Annotated in this window: 14 protein-coding genes; 6 read left to right on the forward strand and 8 right to left on the reverse strand. The window is 54.9% G+C overall.

Annotation, left to right across the window (positions count from 1 at the left end):
- Positions 1 to 257: 257 nt before the first annotated feature.
- Together lptF and lptG are read left to right on the forward strand one after the other, a co-directional pair.
- Positions 258 to 1,358, forward strand: coding sequence for an LPS export ABC transporter permease LptF (gene lptF, locus AC790_RS07680; RefSeq protein ID WP_036620304.1), 1,101 nt, complete (start codon positions 258 to 260; stop codon positions 1,356 to 1,358).
- Entirely contained in the window at positions 1,358 to 2,434 is a 1,077-nt protein-coding gene (gene lptG, locus AC790_RS07685; protein ID WP_007886758.1) for an LPS export ABC transporter permease LptG, read from the forward strand. Before lptF ends, lptG begins: the two co-directional genes overlap by 1 nt.
- Before the next feature lie 64 nt (positions 2,435 to 2,498).
- Here the strand turns inward: lptG and AC790_RS07690 are convergent, their stop codons facing one another.
- From AC790_RS07690 to AC790_RS07700, 3 genes are all read right to left on the reverse strand, one after another.
- Positions 2,499 to 3,776 (reverse strand): DUF445 domain-containing protein, encoded by a 1,278-nt coding sequence (locus AC790_RS07690; protein ID WP_007886759.1) that lies wholly within the window; start codon positions 3,774 to 3,776, stop codon positions 2,499 to 2,501.
- Positions 3,777 to 3,787: 11 nt separating this feature from the next.
- Positions 3,788 to 5,290, reverse strand: a complete 1,503-nt coding sequence (locus tag AC790_RS07695; protein WP_049851385.1) for a helicase HerA-like C-terminal domain-containing protein — start codon at positions 5,288 to 5,290, stop codon at positions 3,788 to 3,790.
- 263 nt (positions 5,291 to 5,553) lie between these two features.
- Positions 5,554 to 7,122 carry an ABC transporter substrate-binding protein gene (locus AC790_RS07700; RefSeq protein WP_049851386.1) on the reverse strand — a complete coding sequence of 523 codons (1,569 nt, stop codon included), beginning with the start codon at positions 7,120 to 7,122 and terminating at the stop codon, positions 5,554 to 5,556.
- 532 nt (positions 7,123 to 7,654) lie between these two features.
- Here AC790_RS07700 and AC790_RS07705 point away from each other — a divergent pair.
- The 3 genes from AC790_RS07705 to AC790_RS07715 are packed head-to-tail and all read left to right on the forward strand — an operon-like array spanning position 7,655 to position 11,448.
- Positions 7,655 to 8,386: a gluconate 2-dehydrogenase subunit 3 family protein gene (locus tag AC790_RS07705; protein ID WP_007886763.1), complete on the forward strand. Its 732-nt coding sequence runs from the start codon at positions 7,655 to 7,657 to the stop codon at positions 8,384 to 8,386.
- Between the two features lie 37 nt (positions 8,387 to 8,423).
- Entirely contained in the window at positions 8,424 to 10,193 is a 1,770-nt protein-coding gene (locus tag AC790_RS07710) for a GMC family oxidoreductase (protein ID WP_007886764.1), read from the forward strand.
- 4 nt (positions 10,194 to 10,197) lie between these two features.
- Positions 10,198 to 11,448: a cytochrome c gene (locus AC790_RS07715; RefSeq protein WP_049851387.1), complete on the forward strand. Its 1,251-nt coding sequence runs from the start codon at positions 10,198 to 10,200 to the stop codon at positions 11,446 to 11,448.
- Positions 11,449 to 11,532: 84 nt separating this feature from the next.
- Here the strand turns inward: AC790_RS07715 and AC790_RS07720 are convergent, their stop codons facing one another.
- The 4 genes from AC790_RS07720 to AC790_RS07735 form a co-directional block, all read right to left on the reverse strand.
- Positions 11,533 to 12,210, reverse strand: coding sequence for a MarC family NAAT transporter (locus tag AC790_RS07720; protein WP_049851388.1), 678 nt, complete (start codon positions 12,208 to 12,210; stop codon positions 11,533 to 11,535).
- 165 nt (positions 12,211 to 12,375) lie between these two features.
- Positions 12,376 to 13,011, reverse strand: coding sequence for a hypothetical protein (locus AC790_RS07725; RefSeq protein ID WP_007886773.1), 636 nt, complete (start codon positions 13,009 to 13,011; stop codon positions 12,376 to 12,378).
- Positions 13,012 to 13,106: 95 nt separating this feature from the next.
- A complete protein-coding gene (locus AC790_RS07730; protein ID WP_007886774.1) occupies positions 13,107 to 13,586 on the reverse strand; it encodes a carboxymuconolactone decarboxylase family protein in 480 nt (159 codons plus the stop codon).
- Between the two features lie 17 nt (positions 13,587 to 13,603).
- Positions 13,604 to 14,209 carry an FMN-dependent NADH-azoreductase gene (locus tag AC790_RS07735; RefSeq protein ID WP_007886775.1) on the reverse strand — a complete coding sequence of 202 codons (606 nt, stop codon included), beginning with the start codon at positions 14,207 to 14,209 and terminating at the stop codon, positions 13,604 to 13,606.
- A 112-nt stretch (positions 14,210 to 14,321) separates the two neighbouring features.
- Between AC790_RS07735 and AC790_RS07740 the strand changes: the two genes are divergently transcribed.
- The gene (locus tag AC790_RS07740) at positions 14,322 to 15,698 is read left to right on the forward strand and encodes a PLP-dependent aminotransferase family protein (protein WP_049851389.1); all 1,377 of its coding nucleotides are present in this window, start codon (positions 14,322 to 14,324) and stop codon (positions 15,696 to 15,698) included.
- A 45-nt stretch (positions 15,699 to 15,743) separates the two neighbouring features.
- On the opposite strand, the gene AC790_RS07745 is transcribed toward AC790_RS07740, so the two are convergent.
- Complete coding sequence (locus AC790_RS07745) at positions 15,744 to 16,259, reverse strand: DUF2501 domain-containing protein (RefSeq protein WP_007886783.1); 516 nt, start codon at positions 16,257 to 16,259, stop codon at positions 15,744 to 15,746.
- Between the last annotated feature and the right edge of the window lie 246 nt (positions 16,260 to 16,505).

Here is a 16,505-nt window from a genome sequence, read left to right on the forward strand (position 1 = left end):
AATCTTAAAGACAACGGCCTTAGCTGTCGTTAGAATGTAGCGCGTTCGTAACCCATTAATTTGTTGCGACGCCATGACAATTCAGCGCCGGTAGTCATAATGAGTTGTGGTGACAATATGTTGTTTTTTCACCACGCTAACGCGTTCGTCATACTATTTTAGCTACGATGACGGCCATTGATGAAGAAAAATGGCTGATAAGCGTTGAAACTAGCGATTTTCCTGCAAAAAGACAAGTTATCACAGGCGTACTAAGCGTGATCATCATTAGATATCTGGTTCGGGAAACGCTCAAAAGCCAGCTGGCTATCCTCTTCATCCTGCTACTGATCTTCTTTTGTCAGAAGTTAGTGCGGATTTTGGGAGCTGCGGTGGATGGCGAGATCCCAACAAACTTAGTTCTGACATTGTTAGGACTTGGCGTGCCTGAAATGGCACAACTTATCCTGCCCCTAAGCCTATTTCTGGCGATTTTAATGACCCTTGGGCGGCTGTACACCGAAAGTGAAATCACGGTGATGCATGCCTGCGGCCTGGGTAAAAGCGTGCTCATTAAAGCCGCGATGATCCTGATGCTGTTCACCTCGCTGGTGGCGGCGGTCAATGTCATCTGGTTAGGGCCGTGGTCGTCGCGTTATCAGCAAGAAGTGACGCAAAACGCCAAAGCGAATCCGGGTGCGGCAGCGCTGGCGGCTGGACAGTTCCAGACGTCCAGTGACGGCAACGCGGTGCTGTTTGTCGAAAACGTGAAAGGCAATACCTTCGGCAACGTGTTCCTGGCGCAGCTGCGTCCGAAAGGCAACGCGCGTCCCTCGGTGGTGCTGGCAGACAGCGGTCACATGGAGCAGCGTAAAGATGGCTCGCAGGTGGTCACGCTGGATAAAGGCACGCGCTTTGAAGGTACCGCCTTGCTCCGCGATTTCCGCATTACGGACTTTGTGAACTATCAAGCGCTGGTGGGCTACAAAGAAGCCACGCTGGATCCGAACGATGCCGATCAGGCGGATATTAGCGCGTTGCTGCAAAACAAGACGCCGCAGTTCCAGGCGGAATTCCACTGGCGTTTGACGCTGATCTTTGCGGTGCTGGTGATGGCGTTAATGGTGGTGCCGCTTAGCGTGGTAAACCCGCGTCAGGGGCGCGTGCTCTCAATGTTGCCCGCCATGCTGCTGTATCTGATCTTCTTCTTGCTACAGAGTTCTCTGCGTTCCAACGCTGCGAAAGGCCGGTTCGACCCTGCCATTTGGATGTGGGTAGTGAACTTCGCCTATCTGGCACTGGCGGTGCTGCTGAACCTATGGGATACCGTGCCGATGCGTCGCATCCGTGCCCGTTTTAGCCGTGGAGGATCTGTCTGATGTTTAAGGTTCTTGACCGCTATATCGGCAAAACTATCTTCAACACCATCATGCTGACGCTGTTCATGCTGGTGTCGTTGTCAGGCATCATTAAGTTCGTGGATCAGCTGCGTAAAACCGGGCAGGGCGCGTACACCGCACTGGATGCCGGTTACTACACGCTGCTCAGCGTACCGAAAGATATCGAAATCTTCTTCCCGATGGCGGCGCTGTTGGGCGCGTTACTCGGTTTGGGCACGCTGGCGCAGCGCAGTGAGCTGGTGGTGATGCAGGCATCGGGCTTTACTCGCATGCAGGTGGCGCTGGCGGTAATGAAAACCGCCATTCCGCTGGTGCTATTAACCATGGCGGTGGGCGAGTTCGTTGCGCCGCAGGGTGAGCAGATGGCGCGTAACTATCGTGCGCAACAGCTGTACGGCGGCTCGCTGGTCTCTACGCAAAACGGTCTGTGGGCGAAGGACGGTAACAACTTCATCTACATCGAGCGCATCAAAGGCGATAACGAGATTGATGGTGTCAGCATCTATAATTTCAGCGACCAGCGCCGTTTGCTGAGCGTACGTTACGCGGCGACTGCGACCTGGAACGCCGATAAGAAGCTGTGGGTGTTGTCGCAGGTAGATGAATCTAACCTGCAAGATGCCAAACAAATCACCGGTTCACAGAGCCTGAGCGGCGAATGGAAAACCAACCTCACGCCAGATAAGCTCGGCGTGGTGGCGCTGGATCCAGACGCTTTGTCGATCAGTGGCCTGTATAACTACAGCAAATACCTTAAGCAGAGCGGCCAGGTTTCGGGACGTTACCTGCTGAATATGTGGAGCAAAATCTTCCAGCCGCTGTCGGTAGCGGTGATGATGCTGATGGCGCTGTCGTTTATTTTTGGTCCGCTGCGTAGCGTCTCGATGGGCGTGCGCGTGGTAACGGGGATTAGCTTTGGCTTCCTGTTCTACGTGCTGGATCAGATCTTTGGCCCGTTAAGCCTGGTCTACGGTTTACCGCCGATATTAGGCGCAATTCTGCCGAGCGGTGCGTTCTTCGCCATCAGTTTGTTCCTGCTGATGAAACGCCGGTAATTGTCATGGGCCAGCCTCGATGCTGGCCCATCCTCTTCAGTAAAATCGCCTTTTCTGACGTCCCTCACTGCAACTGCTGAACCCATCCTGGCACCTGCGACAACAAATACAAAATCAGGCCAATGGTGCCGCCAACCAGCGTGCCGTTAATGCGGATGAACTGCAGATCGCGACCTATATTCAGCTCGATTTGCTGTGACATATCGCGTGCATCCCAGCTTTTCACGGTGTCGCTGATATGGCGCGTCAGGAAGGTGGCGAACTCCGGTGCCACGCTGCGTGCCGCATCTTCCAGATGTTGATTCATTGAAGCGCGTAACGCTTCATCGGCAGCCAGGGTTTCACCCAGCCACAGCGCGGCCAGTCTAACGCGCTCCTGCACCCGTGAATCCTCACTGTTCAAATCGTCTTTCAGCCAGCCACGTAAATCCTGCCACAGTTCGCCGATATAACGATTGAAAGACTCATCCTCCTTCAGCCAGTTCTTGATGCCTTCGGCGCGTTCCGCCATTTCCGGATCGGTTTTCAGTCGCTCAATCAGCCGCTGCACCGCACGGTCGAAGCCCAGACGCAGCTCATGTCCCTGATCGAGCGCCACCTGGTCGAGAATTGAATCCACCGCATTGGCCACCAAATCGGCGCTGTGCTCGCCCAGCCATTCGGTCGGCAGCATTTTGGCTTTAATCGGATGTTCGCGTTTCAGCCAGCGCACAATCTGCGCGGCGATAAACTCGCGCGTGCCGGGCTTGTGCAGCAGGCGCAGCAGCTGTTGCACCGCGGCATCGAGCAACTCCTGATGACGATTGTTTTTGGTCAGGCTATCCAACAGCAGTGCGCTGGATTGGGTGAGATCAACTTTATCCAGCGCGCGATGCACCGCGCGGCGTAAAAAGCGCTGAATGCGTTGGTCGTCAGTGAGATCGAGAAAGCCGCGCATCACCTGCAACAGATGGCGGCCAATGCGATCGGCGTTGCCCGGCGTGTTCAGCCACTGTGCCAACATTTGCGACGGATCGTGGCGGCGAATCAGCGCCAGTAGCGAATCGGTATCGAGGAATTTCTCCTGCACGAAGCGACCAAGATTCTCTCCAATACGATCTTTGTTACGCGGAATAATCGCCGTATGACGTGAGATAAACGGCACCGGCACGCGCCGGAACAGCGCCACCACGGCGAACCAGTCGGCTAAAGCCCCGACCATCGCCGCTTCAGCAATCGCCTTTACTCCCAGCACCCAAAAGTTGGGCGGCAGAAACAGCGTTACGACAAAAGTCGCGGCGGCAATCACCAGCAGCGACAGCGCCAGACGTTTGCTGCGTTTGAGTTGTTGATATTTATCCATAAATCCTTTTTTTAACGACGACGGCCGCCCAATAAACTGCCGAGCACACCGCGAATGATCTGATTGGTAACCTGACGCGCAGCGCTTTTCGCCACGCTCTGCACCACGCCATCGCGCTTGCCACCACGCGGACCGGTGGTGCCGAACAGAATGTCCTTCAGGCCGCCGAGAATGCCGCCATCAACATCGACGCTATTACCTTTGGCTTCTGGCGCGTTGGCTTGTTGCGTTGCGACCTGCACGCCTTTTTGCAACATTTCGAAGGCGGATTCACGATCCACTTCAGTATCGTATTTGCCGTACAGCGGCGAGTTGTTGATCAGGCTGTTACGTTCATCCAGACTCACCGGGCCCATGCGCGAGCCGGGTGCAATCACCATCGCACGCTGCACCATCGAGGGACTGCCTTTTTCATCAAGGAAGGAGATTAGCGCTTCGCCGGTGCCGAGCGCCTGAATCGCCTCGACGGTATCAAAGTCTGGATTGGCGCGCATGGTTTCAGCGGCGCTTTTCACTGCTTTCTGGTCTTTCGGCGTAAAGGCACGCAGTGCATGCTGCACGCGGTTGCCGAGCTGTCCCAGCACGTTGTCGGGAATATCGCCAGGATTCTGCGTGACGAAATAGACGCCAACGCCCTTGGAGCGGATCAGGCGAATTACCTGCTCGACCTTCTCCAACAGCACCGGCGGCGCATCGGTAAACAGCAGGTGCGCTTCGTCGAAGAAGAACACCATTTTTGGCTTGTCGAGATCGCCCGCTTCCGGTAACTGCTCATACAGCTCGGCCAGCAACCACAGCAGGCTGGTGGCGTAGAGTTTTGGCATTTGATAGAGCTTTTCCGCCGAGAGGATATTGATAAAGCCTTTACCGTTGCTGTCGCAGCGCATCCAGTCGCGGATATCCAGCATGGGTTCGCCAAAGAAGTGCTCGGCCCCTTGCTGTTCCAGCGCCAGCAAGCCGCGCTGAATCGCCCCCACCGACGCGCTGTTGATGTTGCCGTATTGCGTCTGAAATGCCTTGGCGTTGTCGCCGATGTACTGCGTCATGGCGCGCAGATCTTTGAAGTCCAGTAGCAACAAGCCTTGGTCGTCGGCGATGCGGAAGATGATCTGCAGTACGCCGGATTGCACATCGTTGAGATTAAGCAGACGTGCCAGCAGCAGCGGGCCGAGATCGGACACCGTCGCACGCACCGGATGCCCCTGCTGGCCAAAAATATCCCACACCATCACCGGATTTTTCTGCGCCTGCCAGTCGGTGACGCCTATCTTCGTCAGACGCGCCAGCAGCTTTTCAGAGCCGTCGCCTGCAGCGGAAATACCGGTGAGATCGCCTTTCACATCCGCCATAAATACCGGCACGCCGATGTCGGAGAAGGATTCCGCCAGCTTTTGCAGCGTCACGGTTTTGCCAGTGCCGGTGGCGCCAGTGATCAAGCCGTGGCGGTTCGCCATGTTGGAGAGGAGATGCAATTGAACGTCGGGCGTTTGGGCAATCAGCAACGGAGTGGTCATGATTATTTCGCTCTCAGGCAATAGGTTATGCCAGAAAGGATAGCAAGCGGCGCGCGAGGAGGGAGGAGGATTGTGCCGAAAAAAGTTGTGCTGGCTGTCCCCCATCCCGGCCTTCCCCCGCTAGCGGGGGAAGGAGACGCTGCCACATGCTGCTTCAGCACTCACATATGGCAGCGTCTTCCTCCCCCATTTATGGGGGAGGACCGAGGAGGGGGACAGCCAGCACACACGGACCGAGAAAGAGAATGGCAGCACGATCTAAATTATTTCTGCACCGTATCAAAAAACAGCAAACTCACGCCAATCCCTTGCTGCACATGATTAACGTTATTGCGCACCGCAACCTGCTGCGCGCCCTGCAGCGTTACCACAAACGGAGAATTCTGCTGCACGTTTTTTTGCAAATCGGTATATAACGCACGACGTTTAGCCGCATCGCTTTCACCGGCTGCCGCACGGGTTTTGGCACTGAGCTCCGGAATATCCCAGCCAACGCGCCACGCCAGGGTTTTGGAGCCGCCCGGCACGTTATAGGCGAAGGCGCTGGCATTGGTGTTGGGATCGACATAGTCCGCGCCCCAATAGATAAAGATCGACTGGAAATCGCGGCCGCGCATTTTGCTCCACAGTTCTGACTCCGCCACCGGCTGCAGCTCAATCTGCACATCCGCCTTGGCAAAGCTGGCCTGCAGCGCCTGCGCCACATCAATGTAAGGCGGCTGATTGATCACCGTCAGCGCAAACTTCGTGCCTGGCTTGATGCCGCCTTTGGCTAAAATCTCTTTGGCTTTCGCCACATCGTAATGGAAAGGCTGATCCTCCAGCGCGCCATCAAAGCCTTGTGGCAAGAAGCTTTGATGAATGCGGTACTGGCCTTTCAGCAGATCTTGCGAAATAGAGTGGTAATCCACCAGCCAGCGCGCGGCTTGCCACAGCGCCGGATTGCCCAGCGCCGGTTGCGCTTTATCTTTGGTGTTGAAACCAAGGTAATAGACCAGGCTGGATGGGAACGCCTCAATGCGCAGATTTTTGTCGCTCTTCAGCGCATCAATCTGATCCGGTCCGAGCTGATAGGCGACATCGACATCCCCTTGCTGAATCAGCAGGCGACGCGCACCGGCATCCGCCACACCTTTCAGCAAAATACGCTTCAGCTTCGGCTGAGGATTGGCTTGTTTGTTGGCGCTCAGCACCAGCGCCTGCTGCGGCACATATTGCTGAATGGTAAACGCGCCGCTACCGGCCGAATTGGTGTGCAGCCAGCCGTTGCCGGCATCATTATTCACCACATGCTGCTGCACGGTTTTACTGTCAACCACGGAGGCCACTGGCGCCGTCAGCAGGCGCAGCGCCAGGTTCTGACCAATCTGCGCTGGCCACTGAATCTCCAGCTGATGGTCATTTAGCACGTTAAATTGACTGGCGATGTTTTCAGGGGTCCAGCCAAATTCGGCGAGAATGAAAGAGGGCGCTTTGTTCAGTTGTACCGCGCGCGTTAGTGAGAAGATCACATCCTGCGCCGTCACCGGATTGCCGCTGGAGAAGTGGGCGTCAGGTTTAATGTTAAACACTAAACTGTGCGGCGTGCTGCCCTGCTGCCAACCGGTTGCCAGCAGCGGTGCCAGCTTCTGCGGCGAATTGCGATCCGCTTCTACCAGCGTTTGGTAAATATTGCGCTGCACGCTATTGCTTACGGTTTCGAAGCTTTCAGCGGGATCGAAGCTAATAATGCCGTCGAGCGGTACGGCAACGACAAGAGTATCTTTCGGCGTGGCGGCATGCAGTGCAAAACTGCTGCCCCATAAAGCGACGAGCAAAATCAGTGAGCGCATTATTGTTTTCCTGGAGAAGAGATAATCAGACTCTATCTCTGCCGCCGCTCAGGCAAAATGCCGGTTTGTTCTGAGCTGTGCCGGAAAATAACAATTGATTACGTTCAGGTATTATTGCGTTTATTTTGTGCGCTATCTGTCATTTCCGGGAAATAGATCGTTCATCTGCTGGTCAATTAAGTAAATGAAATGTTATAAATGAGAATAATTCTCTGGTATGGAAGTATGATTTTTTTTCATTGATTCATTTTGGCGATTATTTCTCTGCGCGATAATACCTGGTCAATTGCCCATCAAATAACCTCAATATCCCAACAATTGTACGGTTAAAACCTCATTTTCTGCCTCGAAAGCCTTTTACCAAGCCTTAACCTAAATTCAACATGATGATTGAATTTCATCAAAACATATCCTTAATTGAATTTTTACATTCTGAAATACCTATATCCCTAATATTGCCAGGTTATTTACCGATTTATAAAGCTATTAACAAAAATAATTATCTTTCTTAGCAAGTGAGAGTCGTCGCGCCATGCTTCTAAATAAACCGACCACCAGACGTAAGTTTTTACTTGGGTCGCTATTGGCTTTGCCATTAAGTGACCTGGTATTTAAGGGATTAACTGCGGCGCAAGCTGCGGAAATGGCAGCACCCGAGCTCGCCGACTATAAACCGATCTTTTTCAGTGCCGATGAGTGGCAATTTATTCTGGCTGCAGCCGATCGTCTGATCCCCGCTGGTGGCAAAGGTAAAGCGCCAGGTGCACTGGAAACCAACGTGCCGATCTTTATCGATCAGCAGCTGCACAGCCCGGAGTTCGGCGCCGAGATCTACATGCAAGGTCCGTTTGACGTGCACGCGCCTGCCACCATGGGATACCAAATTCCGTTTACGCCACAGCAGATGTACCAAACCGGTATCAAGCTGGTGAATCAGTGGACGCAGAGCAACTTCCAGAAGCCATTCCATGCGCTATCACTGGAAGAGAAAGATGCGGTGCTGACCAAAGTGAACAAAAACGACGGTATCGACTTCGCCGCTCTGGGCGAAGAGAACCTGAAGGCCTCACAGTTCTTCAGCCAGCTGCTTTCAGATACCAAACACGGCTACCTCGCTGACCCGATGTACGGCGGCAACAAAGGCATGAAAGCCTGGATTGCCATCGGCTTCCCGGGCGCACGCGCCAGCTTTACCGAATGGGTGAAGCAGCACAACGTGCCGTACCCGCTGGGACCGGTCAGCCTCTTGGGTGAAAGCGCGTAAGCACACCCCCGTTTTTGGTATGTGAGACAGGATTAACATGGCACAGATTACAAAGAAAGAAGTCGACGTCGTCGTATGCGGCCTCGGCTGGGCCGGCTCGCTGATGAGCATTGAGCTGGCGATGGCCGGACTGGAAGTGCGCGCCTTAGAGCGTGGCGGCGAGCGTGACTACCCGGATTTCGCCTATCCGAAACCGGCCGATGAGTACGCCTACAACGTGCGTAACAAAGTATTCGCGACGCCAAAAGAAGTGGCGGTCACCGTGCGTTACAACAGCAGCCAGACGGCGTTACCCACCCGTAAGTGGGGCGCGTTTGCGCCAGGCACCGGTGTGGGCGGCGCGGGCATGCACTGGACGGCGGTACTGATTCGTCCAACGCCGACTGACCTGAAGCTGAAAACCTACGTGGATGAGGCTTACAAGCCGGGCATCCTGCAGGAAGATATGCGCGTGATGGACTTCCCGTTCACCTGGGAAGAGATTGAGCCGTATTACTACAAGTTTGAGTTGATCTGCGGTCAATCCGGTAACACCGGCAACCTGCGTGGTCAGATTCTGGAAGGTGGCGATCCGTTTGAAGGTCCGCGTTCAGAACCTTATCCGCTGCCTGCGCTGGAAGACACGCTGAACAATGTGATGTTCAAGGAAGCGGCGACCAAACTCGGTTATCACCCGTTCCCGAACCCGTCAGCGTGCGTATCCCGCGCGTGGAAAAACCCGTACGGCAACCAGATCGCACCGTGCAACTACTGCGGTTACTGTTCGAAATATCCGTGCCTGAACTACTCGAAAGCCTCACCGCAAACGGCGGTCATGGATTCACTGAAGCGGATGCCAAACTTCTCTTACGAAGTGCACGCCGAAGTGGTGAAAGTGGTGCTGCATGACGATCAGAAAACCGCCAAAGGCGTGATTTATTACGATGTGGATGGCAACGAAGTGTTCCAGCCAGCCAGGATCGTGGTGCTCTCCAGCTTCCAGCTGTACAACGTGCGTTTGATGCTGCTGTCCGGTATCGGCAAACCGTATAACCCAATCACCGAAGAAGGTGTGGTAGGGCGTAACTACGCGTTCCTGTCGAACGGCGGCGCAACGCTGTTCTTCAAAGACAAAAACTTCAACTCTTACGCCACCGCAGGCGCTACCGGCCAGATGTTCAACGACATCTCACCAGGCAACTTCGACGGTCCGGGTCTGGGTTTCCTGGGCGGCGCCAAGATCCACAGTTCGCAGGCCACCGGTACGCCAATGGCTGCTGCACTGCCGAAAGGCACGCCGAGCTGGGGTCTGGGCTACAAGGAAGGTCTGGAGGAGTGGTACAACCACTCCATGAAGATCAGCATCACCACCACCTGTCAGTCGTATCGCGATATCTATCTCGATCTCGATCCGCACTACACCGACCATCGCGGTCAGCCGCTGCTGCGTATGACCTTTAACTGGAAAGAGAACGAACTCAAGCTGCAGCAGCACTTGAAAGGGATCGTCGGTAATATCGCCAAAGAACTTAACCCAGACAGCATGAGCATGAGCTTCCTGCCGATGGGCGCGGACTTTGACCTGACCAAGTACGTTTCGACCCACAACGTCGGCGGCGCGGTAATGGGCGATAACCCGAAAACGTCTGCACTGAACAAGTACCTGCAGAGCTGGGATGTTCATAACGTGTTTGTGCCGGGCGGCAACGCCTTCCCGCAAAACTTCCAGGCGAACCCGACCGATACCATCGGCGCGATCACCTTGATGGCGGCACAAGCCATCAAAGAACATTATCTGAAAAATCCCGGCCCACTGGTACAGGCATAAGCGCATGAAATTAAAATCATTGTTAATCGCCAACGCCGTGCTGCTGGGCAGCTTTGTCCTGCAGGCTCACGCGGAAGATGAAGCTCAATTGATCAAGCAGGGTGAATACCTGTCGCGCCTCGGCGACTGTATGGCGTGCCATACCGTGTCGGGCAAAGGCGATTACGCGGGTGGTTTGGCGATTGAGTCGAATCTCGGCACCATTTACTCCACCAACATCACGCCGGACAAAGAGCACGGCATCGGCAACTATAGCGAGCAGCAGTTCTCAGACGCGGTGCGCAAAGGCGTGTTGCCGAACGGTTCACGACTCTATCCAGCGATGCCGTATCCGGATTACGCCAAAATCTCTGATGCCGATATGCACGCGCTTTACGTCTACTTTATGAAGGGCGTCAAGCCGAGCAGCGAGCAGCCGCCGGAAACCGATCTCAGCTTCCCGTTCAGCCAGCGTTGGGGTATGCGCTTCTGGAACTGGGCATTCACCTCAGATAAACCGTTCCAGCCGATTGGTGGCGCATCGGAAGAGGTGAATCGCGGTGCTTACATCGTCGAAAGCCTTGGCCACTGCGGCAGCTGCCATACGCCGCGCGGTCTCGGCATGAACGAGAAAGCGCTGGATAGCGGCGACGATCAGTTCCTTGCCGGTGGCAGCCTGAACAACTGGGATGTGCCGTCGCTGCGCGGTCTGCCGCGCTGGAGCGAGCAGGAGATTGTCGATTACCTGCAAACCGGACGTAACGACAAGGCCGCGGTAGGCGGTGAGATGAAGTCGGTGATTGAGCACTCCAGCTCGCACATGACGGATGCTGACCTGAAAGCCATTGCTGCCTATCTGAAGTTCCTTGGCGGTAATCCGCCGCTGCAGGCGTACAACGTGCAGAAGCAGCAGGCGACAGAAGCGAAGCTAACGGCGGCGAAAGGTTTGTCGGAAGGTGAGCGTCTGTATATCGACAACTGCGGCGCCTGCCACTTTGTCACCGGTAAAGGCGCGCCAGGGATCTTCCCGGAGCTGGATCAGGCGACGATCGTCAATGCTAAAGATCCAAGCGGTTTGATCCACACCATTTTGGCCGGTGCGCAGCAGCCATCGACCGAGAAGGCGCCATCAACCCTGGCGATGCCGGATTTTGCTAAGCGTCTGGATGATGATCAAGTGGCTAAACTGGCAACCTTCATTCGTCAGGGCTGGAGCAACAATGCGCCAGCGGTGACTAAAGATCAGGTAGCAGAAGTTCGTAAAACGTTGAAGTAATAAGGTAATTCCGGGTGCGCATGCATGCGCACTCTACAACAGCGTAGGGTCGCCATTCATGGCGACCTGGTTTTACAAGACGGTTTAATGGAAATTGTGGATCACTTCCAACACGCCGTTGATGATGAACTGCACGCCCATACACACCAGCAAAAAGCCCATCAAGCGCGAAATCGCTTCGATCCCGCCTTTCCCCACCAGCTTCATAATGGCGCCAGAACAGCGCAGCGAAATCCACAGGATCACCGACACGGAGAGAAATATCAGCGTCGGCGCGACCATGACGACCCAATCAGGAAAATCGACCCCGGATTTTACCGTGGAAGCCGAGCTGATGATCATCGCGATGGTGCCTGGGCCAGCAGTGCTTGGCATCGCCAGCGGCACAAAGGCGATATTTACGGTTTCACGATTATTGTCGTTGGCATCCAGCTCATCCTGCTTATGTTCGGCTTCGACCGAATGCCCAACCGGTTTTGCCGGAAACAGCATGCGAAAGCCAATAAACGCCACAATCAATCCGCCGGCCATGCGCAGGCCGGGAATGGAAATACCAAAGGTGTGCAACACCGCGCTGCCGGCGTACCACGCCACCATCATGATCAGGAAAACGTAGATCGAAGCCTGCATCGCCTGGCGATTACGCTCCCGGAAGTTCATATCACCGGCAAGGCCGAGAAACAGCGCCACGGTGGTCAGCGGATTGGCCAGCGGCAAAATCACCACCAATCCCAGCCCGATGGCTTTAAAAAGCTCCAGCATGAAATGTCCTCAAATTCCCAGGTCGCCATAAATGGCGACCCTACAATAACGGCGATCCAATTATGCACGACCGCTCTAAACGGCAATCCAACGACGTAGGGTCGCCATTTATGGCGACCGTGGTGGGATCTGCACAGAAATCTATGCGCAACGGAATGCCGAATATCAGTGCTTCGGCGTATCCAGCGCTTCAATCAGCTCGGGGAAGAAATCCTGCAGCAGTTCAGGCGTCATCAATTCGGGATAGCTAATTAAATGCTCGCGAATGCGCTCATTCACATCCGGCAGCAGGCGCTGCGCAGCATCTTGCACCGAGATCTTCTTCTGTTTCATCAGGCGCAGCACGTCGTCAGGCAGATTATCTTCATCTTCGACCTCATCAACCCCTTCGAGATCGTCGAGTTCATCCAAAAGATCCATCAACGCTTCAATTTGCGGCGTACGGGACTGATATTCGGAAGGCTGCTCGTTCTCAAGATAGCGCAGCAGCGCGCGCACCGGCGAACCATCCGGCTCGGCGGGCGGTTCATTGGCGAACCAGGTCAGAAGATCGTGTTGCGTCACCTGATGGACATGAAAACCGTTATCCACCAGTTCGTCGGCGAGAATATCGGCGGTATCGTGCTCAATCAGGCAAATGTGGGTGCGATTAGGCGTGAACTGCTCCAGCCACTGGTAAATCTCTTCAATTACGCTGTCGTCGTAAATAAAGCTCTGGCTGAGATGGCTGTCATCCTGCTGGTGGACGCAGATATCAATCTGGTCGGGATCGAAGTAAATCGCAATGTTGATGCCTTTCATGTGCGCTGTCCTGTGTGGTGCAAAAACTCACTATAGCCTCAGGCAGCGCAGATGAACATGGTGCCGCCAGCAGCGTGGGCAACTGGCGGTAAAAATTAACGTAAATCAGCGCGATCCAGCCCATAAGCGCTATCGAGTGCGCCCGGCGTCATGCGTGAAAGTACCATCAGGCGGTTCCAGGTATTGATCACCGCGATGCAGAAGGTCAGTTCGCTGGTTTCCACTTCAGAGAAGTGCGCGCGCACTTCACTGTACAGCGCATCATCAATGCCGTTATCGCTCAGGCGCGTCAGCGCTTCAGTCAGCGCCAGCGCCGCTTTCTCTTTGGCGGTAAACAACGGTGATTCGCGCCAGATAGCGACATGGTGCAGACGCAGTTCGCGCTCGCCGTGCAGTTTGGCCTCTTTCACATGCATATCGACGCAGAAAGCGCACTGATTGAGCTGAGAAGCACGCAGGTCGACCAGATGCTTAATGGTGGTATCAAGTGACGATTTTCCCAGCGCTGCAGTCGCATCGCCCACGGTTTTCACCAGCGCAGGAATATTTTTAAAATGATTAACGCGTGACGTCATGATGGTGTCCTCTCTGTTCAGAATAGATTTTCAATGCATTGAAGTGCATGGGGTAACGCGGTGGTGCGAGTGACGGGATCGTGCGTGCCGTCAACGCGGATAAATTCCACATCAGTGATGCCAATGTATTCGAGCGCCACGCGGATATACGGCGTGAACTGGTCATCGGCGACAAAAGGGCCGTGGGCAAACACGCTGCCGCTGGCAACCACGCAATACACCTTCTTGCCCTGCACCAATCCGACTTTGCAGCCATCGGCGCTAAAGGCGAAGGTGCGCCCGGCGCGGGTAATATGGTCGAACCAGGCTTTCAGTACCGACGGTAATCCGAGGTTCCACATCGGCGATGAGATAACCAGCGTGTCGCAGGCAAACAGCTGATCCACTAAATCTTCCGATGTCTGAATGGCGGCGCGCTGTGCGTCATCGCGTTGCTCCGGCTTGGTAAAAAAGGCGCCAATGGTGAAGGCATCAAGATGCGGCAACGGATGTTGTGCCAGATCCAGCTCCGTCTCGATAAGATCGGCCTGCTGCGCACGTAATTTTTCGACCAAACGCGCCGACGCGATGCGCGACGCCGAACCCGCTAAATCCGGGCTGACTTTAATGTGCAGCAGTTTCATCCATTTCTTCCTTTAGCGTGATGGCGATGCATTGCGTGGTTGATGCGGTCATCTTAAACTTCTATGTCTGAGGTGAAAGGGTCAAAAACAAACAAAATAGGTAGGACAAGGCGTGGGATATAAAGAGATTTATCTGCGCTATCGCCAGCAGATTCTGGCAGGGCGCCTGAAACCCGGCGACCGCGTGCCGGCGATTCGTACGCTGGCGAGTGAACTGCAGGTAGCGAGAAAAACGGTAGAAGCCGCTTATGAAATTCTCATTGGCGAAGGCTATTTCGTCAGTCAGGGCGCGAAGGGCACACGCGTCAATTCGGAGCTGACGCTGGCCACGGCGCCAGAGAAAATATCGCTGTCCGTGCCGCTTGCTAACCAGCACTCAGCGCGCGAAAGCAGTGGAGAACTCCGGCTGGGGATTCCCGCGCTGGATGAGTTTCCCCATAAGAAATGGCTGCTGATCTCCGGCAAGGCTGCGCGCACGCTGCGGCCGGATGAGATGATTTTACCGCCGGTGATGGGTTACCAGCCGCTGCGCGAGGCGATCGCCAGCTATCTAAGCATTTCGCGCGGGCTCAACTGCCAGCCGGAGCAGGTCTTTATCACCAGCGGCTATCGCGCCAATCTGCGGCTGATCCTGGCGGTGCTGGCACAACCGAGCGACAAGGTGCTGTTTGAAGATCCTGGCTACTTCTTCGGACAAAAACTGCTGAAGCGCATCGCGCCGAATCTGCATTATGTGCCGGTGGATCGACAGGGCGTGGATGTTGATTATCTGCTGCGTTATCACCCTGACGCACGTTTCGCCGTGGTTACGCCAACCCATCACAGCCCGCTGGCAGTGACGTTATCGCTGCCGCGCAAACATCAGCTGCTGGAGTGGGCGCAGCAGAACGACAGCTGGATTATCGAAGATGATTACGACGGCGAGTTTCACTACACGCGCAAAGTGATTCCTGCATTGAAAAGCCTGGATGTGCACGATCGGGTGATCTACACCGGCACCTTCAGCAAAACCATGATGCCGGCGATGCGCGTGGGCTACTTAGTGATGCCAAAAGAGACTATCGCGCGCTTCAGCGAGCTGGGTGAGATTCTTGAAACCGGTATGTCGCTGCTGCCGCAAAAGATTCTGGCGCAGTTTCTGAGCGAAGGGCACTTCTATCGCCACATCAAGAAGATGCGCATTCTCTACCAGCAGCGGCGTCGCATGATGCTGGATGCACTACAAACCTGTTTCCCAACGCTGTTCGATTTCGAGCTGACCGATGGTGGCATGCATATTGTCGCCTTTCTGCGTCGCGGCACGCAGGATAGCGCGCTGGCGGAGATATGGCAGCGACATCAGCTGCGCGTGCTCCCGCTTTCCGGCTGGTATATGCAGACGCAGAAACGCTACGGGCTGGTGATTGGTTACACCAATATCCGTTCGATGGAGCAGGCGCGAGAACTGTTGCAGAGGACGGTGCAGGAGACGCAGGAGTTATTGCAGTAAAGAAAAGGCGCGAGGGACAGCTCGCGCCTTGATATCGGCGCGTCCTTACATGCCGATATATTTTTTACCCTGCTTCAGTACCACGTCGCAGGCTTTGGTTTTTAGCTTCTCACCCATCGGCGAGCTGCTCAGGCTTTGCAAATTCAGCTGCTGGCCGTTGCCGGTATTCAGTAAGCCTTGCAAACCCTGCTGATAATCGGTTTTCTGCTCCTGCGCGGCTGGGCTGCTTAAGCCGAGCTTGCTCAGTACCTGATCCTTCACCGACGTCACGTTGTTATCCACCACGTTATGCTGCACGCAATAGGACATCACGCCCGCGGCGTTGGTCATGCTGTTGGCGCTTACTGCTTTATCGCCGCCGTTCAGCAGGCCGGTCAGCGATGAGAGTGACAATCCGCTATTCTGCGCATTGTTGGTGTTCGTGTTGCTGGTGCTGTTATTTTGCTGCGACAGTTGTGATGCTGCGCTGCTCAGCTGATCCTGCCAGCTTGCCGCCGATGCGCTCCCCGCCACCATAGCTGCCGCGATGCCCCATCCCCAAATCATGCGTTGTAATTTCATCTCAACCTCGTTGTCTTTTATGTTCTGACTGCGTCAGTTGTGGTTAAGAGAGGTTTGGTTTAGGAAAGTTCCAGATAAGTAGGTGCATAAAGGCAAAATGGGACCGTTCTGGGTTTTGCTCAGCAGGCTGCGGCGGCTGGGATTGGCGCGATAACAAGCGGTTAGCGCTGAAATGCTGTTTTTTTCAACGCTTAGCGCACATCCCCAACGATTCCAGTTGCGCACTCTGCTCGTAACGGTATAATC

Origin of the sequence: Pantoea sp. RIT-PI-b (genome assembly GCF_001187905.1) — a bacterium.
GTDB classification, from domain to species: Bacteria; Pseudomonadota; Gammaproteobacteria; order Enterobacterales; family Enterobacteriaceae; genus Pantoea; species Pantoea nemavictus.